General features: G+C 61.7%; 7 protein-coding genes and 1 pseudogene. All 8 read right to left on the bottom strand.

Annotated elements, in window-relative coordinates:
- The coding region (locus tag Q0S16_RS10580) for a proton-conducting transporter membrane subunit (protein ID WP_295847952.1) at window positions 1–613 on the bottom strand (613 nt) is incomplete at its 3' end.
- 24 nt (window positions 614–637) lie between these two features.
- A complete protein-coding gene (locus tag Q0S16_RS10575; RefSeq protein WP_295847950.1) occupies window positions 638–2,164 on the bottom strand; it encodes an NADH-quinone oxidoreductase subunit M in 1,527 nt (508 codons plus the stop codon).
- Window positions 2,164–4,220 (bottom strand): annotated as a pseudogene (gene nuoL, locus Q0S16_RS10570) (NADH-quinone oxidoreductase subunit L). Before nuoL ends, Q0S16_RS10575 begins: the two are co-directional and overlap by 1 nt.
- A gap of 7 nt (window positions 4,221–4,227) precedes the next feature.
- Window positions 4,228–4,536: an NADH-quinone oxidoreductase subunit NuoK gene (gene nuoK, locus Q0S16_RS10565; protein WP_295847948.1), complete on the bottom strand. Its 309-nt coding sequence runs from the start codon at window positions 4,534–4,536 to the stop codon at window positions 4,228–4,230.
- Window positions 4,533–5,171, bottom strand: coding sequence for an NADH-quinone oxidoreductase subunit J (locus Q0S16_RS10560; RefSeq protein ID WP_295847946.1), 639 nt, complete (start codon window positions 5,169–5,171; stop codon window positions 4,533–4,535). Before Q0S16_RS10560 ends, nuoK begins: the two co-directional genes overlap by 4 nt.
- Window positions 5,172–5,180: 9 nt before the next feature.
- The gene (gene nuoI / locus Q0S16_RS10555; RefSeq protein ID WP_092142263.1) at window positions 5,181–5,669 is read right to left on the bottom strand and encodes an NADH-quinone oxidoreductase subunit NuoI; all 489 of its coding nucleotides are present in this window, start codon (window positions 5,667–5,669) and stop codon (window positions 5,181–5,183) included.
- A 7-nt stretch (window positions 5,670–5,676) separates the two neighbouring features.
- Window positions 5,677–6,702 carry an NADH-quinone oxidoreductase subunit NuoH gene (gene nuoH / locus Q0S16_RS10550; protein ID WP_295847941.1) on the bottom strand — a complete coding sequence of 342 codons (1,026 nt, stop codon included), beginning with the start codon at window positions 6,700–6,702 and terminating at the stop codon, window positions 5,677–5,679.
- A 4-nt stretch (window positions 6,703–6,706) separates the two neighbouring features.
- Window positions 6,707–7,549 (bottom strand): molybdopterin-dependent oxidoreductase (locus Q0S16_RS10545; protein WP_295847939.1); only part of this gene is annotated, 843 nt, incomplete at its 5' end.

The following is a 7,549-nucleotide window of genomic DNA, read 5'->3' as shown; positions in this document are numbered from 1 at the left end:
CGATACCGATGTCGCCGGTCTTCGCCGCCGCGGCAATGCCGGCGAAGCCGACGGTACCGGTGAAGCCATAGATCAGTGAGGCGCCATACAGCAACATGCCGGACGACAGCGCCCCCAGCACGAAATATTTCAGGCCCGCCTCGGTGGATTTGGCATTGTCGCGGTTGCTCGCGGCGACCACGTAGAGCGCGAGGCTCATCAGCTCCAGCCCCAGATAGAGCATGATCAGATCGCCGGCCGAGATCAGCACCATCATGCCGACGGTCGAGAGCAGCACCAGGATCGAATATTCGAAGATCTTCCGCGATTCGTGCTCGAGGAATTCGCGGGACAGGATCAGCGTCACACCGGAGCCGATCAGCGCCAGGATCTTCAGAAAGCGGGCGAAGTCGTCGACGATGAAACTACCGCCGAAGGTGACCAGTTTACCGGCGGGCAGCAACAGTTCCAGCGCACCCACCACAACCAGCAGGACAACCGCCAGCGCCGTCACGAGGCCGGTGACCTTTGGCCCGTTAAAGGCCCCGATCATCAGCAGCGCCATGGCGCCCACGGCCAGCACAAGCTCCGGCAACACGGGCAGCAGCGAATATCCGGCGGTCTCAAAAGTCATTGCGCGTTGTCCTGACCTGCTGCGTTACGGCAACAGCGCGGCTGCCTTCACGGCAGTCACTGCGGTGGCATAATTGTTGACGAGGAGTTGCACCGAGGCGGCCGACATGTCGAGCACGGGCTTCGGATAGACGCCAAACCAAAGGGTGAGAACGACCAGCGGCACCAGCAGCAGGCCTTCGCGGAAGGTGATGTCCTTGATGCCCACCAGCGCCGGCTTGGTCAGCGCGCCGAACATCACCTTGCGGTACAGCCACAGCGCGTAACCTGCCGACAGGATGACGCCGGTCGCCGCCACGATCGCGGTCGGGATGCTGCTCTTGAAGGTACCGATCAGGGTCAGGAATTCGCCGACGAAACCGGACGTCCCGGGCAGACCGACATTGGCCATGGTGAAGACCATGAACAACAGCGCGTAGAGCGGCATGCGGTTGACGAGGCCGCCATAGGCCGCGATCTCGCGGGTATGGAGGCGGTCATAGACCACGCCGACGCAGAGAAACAGCGCGCCGGAGACAATGCCATGGGAGACCATCTGGAATACCGCGCCGGAGACGCCCTGGGTGTTGCCGGCGAAGATGCCCATGGTCACGAAGCCCATATGGGCAATCGACGAATAGGCGATCAGCTTCTTGATGTCTTCCTGCATCAGCGCCACCAGCGAGGTGTAGACGATGGCGATCACCGACAGCGTCATCACCAGCGGCGTGAAGTACACCGAAGCGTCCGGGAACATCGGCAGCGAGAAGCGCAGGAAACCGTAGCCGCCCATCTTCAACATGATCGCGGCCAGCACGACCGAGCCCGCGGTTGGCGCCTCGACATGGGCATCCGGCAGCCAGGTGTGCACCGGCCACATCGGCATCTTCACGGCGAAGGATGCGAAGAACGCCAGCCAGGCCCAGATCTGCAGATGGCGCGGCACCGCGGTGTGCATCAGCGTCGGAATGTCGGTGGTGCCGGCGTTCCAGTACAGCGCCATGATCGCCAGCAACATCAAGACCGAGCCGAGCAGCGTGTAGAGGAAGAACTTGAAAGACGCGTAGACGCGGCGCGGGCCGCCCCAGACGCCGATGATCAGGAACATCGGGATCAGGCCGCCTTCGAAGAACAGATAGAACAGCACCAGGTCCAGCGCCGAGAAGGTGCCGATCATCAGCGTTTCCAGAATCAGGAACGCCATCATGTATTCGGGGACGCGTTTGGTGATCGATTTCCATGACGCCAGGATGCAGAACGGCATCAGCGCGGTCGTCAGGATCACGAATGGCAGCGAAATGCCATCGACACCCATGTGATAATTAATGGCGTTGGCGAGCCACGGCGCCTTCTCGACGAACTGGAAGTCGCCATTGGCGCCGTCATAGCGCATCACCAGGATCATCGACACCACGAAGGTGATCAGCGTCGTCCAGATCGAGATCCAGCGCGCATTGCGGTTGGCGGCTTCGTCGCCGCCGCGTGCCAGCAGGTAAACCAGAATAGCGCCGACGGTCGGCAGGAAGGTGACAACGGAAAGAATGGGCCAGGTCATGACGGAAGCCGACGACATCACTGGCCCCCCAGGCCGAATATGAACCAGGTGATCAAGCCGGCGACGCCGATCAGCATCGCAAAGGCATAGTGATAGAGATAGCCGGTCTGGATCCTGACCGCGCCACGGGTGATATCCATCACGCGCGCCGAGATGCCATCGGGACCGAGACCATCGATGATCTTGCCATCACCGACCTTCCACAGGAAGCGGCCGATCCACTTCGCGGGGCGGACGAAAATCAGATCGTAGAGCTCGTCAAAATACCACTTGTTGAGCAGGAACTTGTACAGCAGCGGATGCTGGCCGGCGAGCTCGACGGGCAGATACGGGCGACGGATGTAGAACAGCCACGACACCAGGAAGCCGACCGCCATCATCACCGTCGGCAGATAGGCGATCATCGCCGGGATGTGATGCATCTCCTCGAGAATATGCGCGTTGTTCTTCAGCGACTCGCGGAAGAACTCTCCCACGCCGTGACCGGCAAACAATTCCTTGAACGGGAAGCCGGCCAGGATCGAACCGGCGCCGAGCACCGCGAGCGGCGCCAGCATCCAGTACGGCGCTTCATGCGCGGCCTCGTAATGCTTGCGGTCGTGAGGCTCGCCATGAAAAGTCTTGAAGATCAGTCGCCAGGAATAGAATGAGGTCAGGCCGGCGGCGATCACCGTCATCAGGAAGCCGTACAGCGCGAACGGATTATGCGCGACATAAGCGGCCTCGATGATGGCGTCCTTGGAGAAATAGCCGGCGGTCAGTGGGAATCCGGTCAGCGCCAGCGTGCCGATCACCATCATGGCGTAGGTGAAGGGGATCTTGTCCTTCAGCCCGCCCATGTTGCGGATGTCCTGCTCGTGATGCATCGCGTAGATCACCGAGCCGGAACCCAGGAACAGCAAGGCCTTGAAGAAGGCATGCGTGAACAGATGGAACATGGCGACCGAATAGGCCCCTGCCCCCAGCGCCACGAACATGTAGCCGAGCTGCGAACAGGTCGAATAGGCAACGATCCGCTTGATGTCGTTCTGCACCAGACCGATGGTGGCAGCGAACAGCGCCGTGGTCCCGCCGACCAGCATCACGAAGGCCTGGGCGTTGGGCGCCAGTTCGAACAGCGGCGACATCCGCGCCACCAAGAACACGCCGGCGGTCACCATGGTCGCGGCATGGATCAGCGCCGACACCGGGGTCGGACCTTCCATGGCGTCCGGCAGCCAGGTGTGCAGCAGGAACTGGGCCGACTTGCCCATCGCGCCCATGAACAGCAGCAGGCAGGTCAGGGTCAGGGCATCGGCATGCCAGCCGAAGAAGTCGATGGTCTTGCCGGTGAGGCCTGGCGCGCCGGCAAAGATGTGTCGAAATCGGTCGAGCCGATCAGCATGAAGATCGAGAAGATGCCGAGCAGGAAGCCGAAATCGCCGACGCGGTTGACCACGAAGGCCTTGATCGCCGCGGCGTTCGCGGTCGGCTTCTGATACCAGAACCCGATCAGCAGATAGCTCGCGAGACCGACGCCTTCCCAGCCGAAGAACAGCTGCAGCAGATTGTCGGCGGTCACCAGCATCAGCATCGCGAAGGTGAAAAGCGACAGATACGCCATGAAGCGCGGCCGGTTCGGATCATCTTCCATGTAGCCGATCGAATAGATGTGCACGAGCGACGACACCGTGGTGACGACGACCAGCATCACCGCGGTCAGCGTGTCCACGCGCAGCGTCCACGACAGCTGCAGATCGCCCGACGTGATCCAGGGCATCAGCACGATGCGGGCGTCGTGATGCATGAAGCCGACATCGATCAGCGTCACCCAGGACAGCACGGCGGAAACGACCAGAAGCGTGGCAGTGATCAGCTCGGCCGCGCGCGAACCGGCGGCGGCGGGCTCGATTGCGTGATGGTCGCCGTGTCCGTGATCGTCAGCGGCGTGTTCATCATGCGCATGCGCCGCGTGCGCATCGCCGTGATGGTCCAGTTCATCGCCACTTGGGTTGCGCGCATGCGCACCCGACAGGGCGATCAGGCCGGCGATCATGGCGCCGATCAGCGGCAGGAAAACAAGAGCCTGGATCATAGCTGGCTCAGCCCTTCATCAGATTGACGTCTTCAACCGCGATCGAGCCACGGTTGCGGAAATATACCACCAGCACGGCAAGACCGATCGCCGCCTCGGCGGCGGCCACGGTCAGCACCAGCAAGGCAAACACCTGGCCGACGATGTCGCCGAGGAAGGACGAGAACGCCACCATGTTGATGTTGACCGCGAGCAGGATCAGCTCGATCGACATCAGGATGACAATGATGTTCTTGCGATTGAGGAAGATGCCGAGGATGCCGAGCGTGAACAGGATCGCGCCGACCGCGAGATAATGCCCGAGACCGATGATCATTTGACCCACTCCCCGGCGTCAGCGTCCCGCAGCCCCTGCCCGGAGGCGACCTTGCGAACGGCCATGGCCAGTTCGGGCGTACGGGCGTTCTGAACGTTGATGTCCTGACGCTTGACGCTGGATTTGTGACGCAGCGTCAGCACGATCGCGCCAATCATCGCCACCAGCAGGATCATGGCGGAGAGCTGGAAGTAATGGATGTACTTCGTATACAGCACCAGGCCGAGCGCCTCGGTGTTGGTCACATTGGTGGGGATTGCCGAGGTAATCGACTTTGTCACGTTCGGATTCATGATCCAGCCGCCCGCGACCAGCAGCAGCTCGGCGAGAAAAATCGCACCGATCAACAGGCCGAACGGCAGATACTCGATGAAGCCTTCGCGCAGCTGCGTGAAGTCGACGTCGAGCATCATGATCACGAACAGGAACAGCACCGCGACCGCGCCGACATAGACGACGATCAGCAGCATCGCGAGGAATTCGGCCCCCATCAGAATGAACAGGCCGGACGCGTTGACGAAGGCCAGGATCAGGAACAGTACCGAATGCACGGGATTGCGCGACGCAATCACCATCACCGCGCAGGCGACGCAGACGCCGGAGAACAGATAGAAGAACAATGCGGGAAGGATCATGATTGGGTCCTACCGGTACGGCGCGTCGAGTTCGATTGATTTCGCAATCTCGCGCTCCCAGCGATCGCCATTGGCGAGCAGTTTCGCCTTGTCATAATATAATTCCTCACGCGTCTCGGTCGCGAATTCGAAATTCGGCCCCTCGACGATCGCATCGACCGGACATGCCTCCTGGCACAAGCCGCAATAAATGCATTTCACCATGTCGATGTCGTAACGCACGGTGCGGCGGGTACCATCATTGCGGCGTGGGCCGGCCTCGATGGTGATGGCCTGGGCCGGACACACCGCTTCACACAGCTTGCAGGCGATGCAGCGTTCCTCGCCGTTCGGGTAACGGCGCAGCGCGTGCTCGCCACGGAAACGCGGCGAGATCGGCCCCTTTTCGAACGGATAATTCAACGTCGGCTTCGGTTTGAAGAAATAGCGCATGGCGAGGACGAACGCCGAAGCGAACTCCGCCAGCAGAAGCGAATGAGCTGTTGCCCTGATATTCATAGTGACCTCATTTCGGAGCAAGGCCCCCGAATTGCAGCACAGCCGCGACGATGATGACGTAGGTCAGCGACAACGGGAGAAATACTTTCCAGCCCAGCCGCATCAACTGGTCGTAGCGGTAGCGCGGCACGATCGCCTTCGCCATCGCAATCATGAAAAACATGAAAAATACCTTGAGCACGAACCAGATGATTCCGGGTACCCAGGTGAACGGTGCGAACGGGATCGGCGACAGCCAGCCGCCCATAAACATGATCGCGGCCAGCGCGCACATCGTGGTGATGGCGACGTATTCGCCCAGCATGAAGAGCAGGTACGGCGTCGAGCCGTATTCGGTCATGAAGCCCGCGACGAGTTCCGATTCAGCCTCGACGAGGTCGAAGGGCGGACGGTTGGTCTCGGCCAGCGCCGAGACGTAGAATACCACGAACATCGGAAACAGCGGGATCCAGTACCAGCCGAGGATGCCCCATTTGGTATTCTGCGCCTCGACCACGGCCGACAGATTAAGCGAACCGGCACACAGCAGCACGGTGATGATGACGAAGCCGATCGAGACTTCGTAGGACACCATCTGCGCCGCGGAACGGAGCGCGGCGAGGAAGGGGTATTTCGAATTCGACGACCAGCCGGCCATGATCACGCCATACACCGACAGCGACGAGATCGCGAAGATGTAGAGCACGCCAACATTGAGATCGGCGATCACCCAGCCGAGGTCCATCGGGATCACCGCCCAGGCGGCCAGCGCCAGCACGCAGGACACCAGTGGCGCCAGCAGGAACACGCCCTTATTGGCGCTGGAGGGAATCACCGGCTCCTTCAGCACGAATTTCAGCAAATCGGCGAAGGATTGCAGCAGGCCGAATGGCCCGACCACGTTGGGCCCGCGACGGATCTGCACCGCGGCCCAGATCTTGCGGTCCGCCAGCAGGATGTAGGCAATCGCAATCAGCAACACCACGAGCACGAGAAGCGACTGCGCGATCATGATGATCAGCGGCCACAGGGTGCTAGTCCAAATCTCAGCCATCGGTTTACTCCGCCGCCGTCAGCATCTGGCCCGAGGCCAGGCGGGAACATTCCGCCATGATGGCTGACGCGCGCGCGATCGGGTTGGTCAGGTAGAAGTCCTCCACGGAGGTCTTGAACGGCGTCTTGTCGACGTTGCCGGTCTTGCCCGCAAGGGTCTTGATCGCACCGGCATCGCCGGGCTCGATCTGGTCGAGCCGGATCAGATGCGGCACCGCCTTGAAGATCGCCTGGCGCAATGCCGACAGCGAATCGAACGGCAGCTTCTTGCCGAGCACGTCGGACAGCGCGCGGATCACCGCCCAGTCCTCCCTCGCCTCGCCCGGCGGGAAAGCCGCACGGGCCGCCATCTGCACGCGACCTTCGGTGTTGACATAAATGCCGGATTTTTCGGTGTAGGCGGCGCCCGGCAGGATCACGTCGGCGCGGTGCGCACCGCGGTCGCCATGGGTGCCGATGTAAACCAGGAAGGTGCCATCGGCGACCTTGACGTCGTCGGCACCGAGCGAGAACAGCACGTCGAGCGAACCAGCCTTGGTCATGTCCGTGACGCTGAGGCTGCCGGCGGACGGCGCAAAGCCGAGATCCAGCGCGCCGACCTTCGAAGCCGTCGCCTGCAACACGGCAAAGCCGTTCCAGCCGTCCTTGATGGCGCCGAAGTCGGACGCCAGCCTGGCGGCCATCGCCAGAACAGCCGCGCCATCAGCGCGCGACACAGCGCCAGCGCCAACCAGCACGATCGGCTTCTTGGCACCCTTCAGCACGTCGGCGAAGGCATTCTTGCCGGCGGCGAGTTCAGCCAGCGAATCGCTGCCCGCGCCGAGATAGTCGTAGAGATAGGTCAGGTC

This window comes from Tardiphaga sp. (assembly GCF_025356345.1).
GTDB lineage: Bacteria > Pseudomonadota > Alphaproteobacteria > Rhizobiales > Xanthobacteraceae > Tardiphaga.
This window is presented reverse-complemented; position numbering and strand designations above follow the sequence as displayed.

Coding starts and splice junctions, on each gene's coding strand:
- Q0S16_RS10575 (WP_295847950.1), bottom strand. CDS start 2,164: ATGTCGTCGGCTTCCGTCATGACCTGGCCCATTCTTTCCGTTGTCACC.
- nuoK (WP_295847948.1), bottom strand. CDS start 4,536: ATGATCATCGGTCTCGGGCATTATCTCGCGGTCGGCGCGATCCTGTTC.
- Q0S16_RS10560 (WP_295847946.1), bottom strand. CDS start 5,171: ATGATCCTTCCCGCATTGTTCTTCTATCTGTTCTCCGGCGTCTGCGTC.
- nuoI (WP_092142263.1), bottom strand. CDS start 5,669: ATGAATATCAGGGCAACAGCTCATTCGCTTCTGCTGGCGGAGTTCGCT.
- nuoH (WP_295847941.1), bottom strand. CDS start 6,702: ATGGCTGAGATTTGGACTAGCACCCTGTGGCCGCTGATCATCATGATC.